Here is a 1,344-nt window from a genome sequence, read left to right on the forward strand (position 1 = left end):
CACCCCATGAGCAACACCGTGTACATCGGCGCGAAAGAATATTTCCCCGGCATCGGCAAGATCGGTTTCGAAGGCCGCGATTCGGACAACCCGCTCGCGTTCAAGGTCTACGACGCCAACAAGACCATCGGCGACAAGACCATGGCCGAGCATCTGCGCTTTGCCGTGGCCTACTGGCACAGCTTCTGCGGCAATGGCGCCGATCCGTTCGGCCCGGGCACGCGTGCGTATCCGTGGGATGTGGGCGATACCGCGTTGAACCGTGCCGAAGCCAAGGCCGATGTGGCGTTCGAGTTCGTCACCAAGCTCGGCGTGCCGTACTACTGCTTCCACGACATCGACCTGTCGCCGGATGCCGATGACATTGGCCAATACGAGAGCAACCTCAAGCACATGGTGGGCATCGCCAAGCAGCGCCAGGCCGACACCGGCATCAAGCTGCTGTGGGGCACGGCCAACCTGTTCTCGCACCCGCGCTACATGAATGGTGCCTCGACCAACCCGGACTTCAATATCGTGGCGCGTGCGGCGGTGCAGGTCAAGGCCGCGATCGAGGCCACGGTGGAGCTGGGCGGCGAGAACTATGTGTTCTGGGGCGGGCGCGAAGGCTATGCCTGCCTGCACAACACGCAGATGAAGCGCGAGCAGGACAACATGGCGCGCTTCCTCACCCTGGCGCGCGACTACGGCCGCAGCATCGGCTTCAAGGGCAACTTCCTGATCGAGCCAAAGCCCATGGAGCCGATGAAGCACCAGTACGATTTTGATAGCGCGACCGTGATCGGTTTCCTGCGTCAGCATGGCCTGGATCAGGACTTCAAGCTCAACATCGAAGCCAACCACGCCACCTTGTCCGGCCATAGCTTCGAGCACGACCTGCAGGTGGCATCCGATGCCGGCCTGCTCGGCAGCATCGATGCCAACCGCGGCAACCCGCAGAACGGCTGGGACACCGACCAGTTCCCGACCGATCTGTACGACACCGTCGGCGCCATGCTGGTGGTGCTGCGGCAGGGCGGTCTGGCACCGGGCGGGCTGAACTTCGATGCCAAGGTGCGTCGCGAATCGTCCGACCCGCAGGACCTGTTCCTGGCCCACATCGGCGGCATGGACGCGTTCGCCCGCGGGCTGGAAGTGGCCAACGCGCTGTTGACCGCCTCGCCGCTGGAACAGTGGCGCGCCGAGCGTTACGCCAGCTTCGACAGCGGCGCGGGCGCGGACTTTGCCGCAGGCAAGACCACGCTGGCGGATCTGGCCAAGCATGCGGCCGGCAATGCGCCCCGGCAGATCAGCGGCCGCCAGGAAGCGTACGAAAACCTGATCAATCAGTATCTGACGCGTTGA

The 1,344-nt window shown here is 64.0% G+C and carries 1 protein-coding gene; it reads left to right on the forward strand.

What is annotated here, in order from left to right; genetic code table 11:
• Positions 1-6 precede the first annotated feature (6 nt).
• Positions 7-1,344, forward strand: coding sequence for a xylose isomerase (xylA, locus tag J7360_RS19495; protein WP_209034557.1), 1,338 nt, complete (start codon positions 7-9; stop codon positions 1,342-1,344).

Source organism: Xanthomonas sp. D-99, from assembly GCF_017746145.1.
GTDB lineage: Bacteria > Pseudomonadota > Gammaproteobacteria > Xanthomonadales > Xanthomonadaceae > Xanthomonas > Xanthomonas cissicola.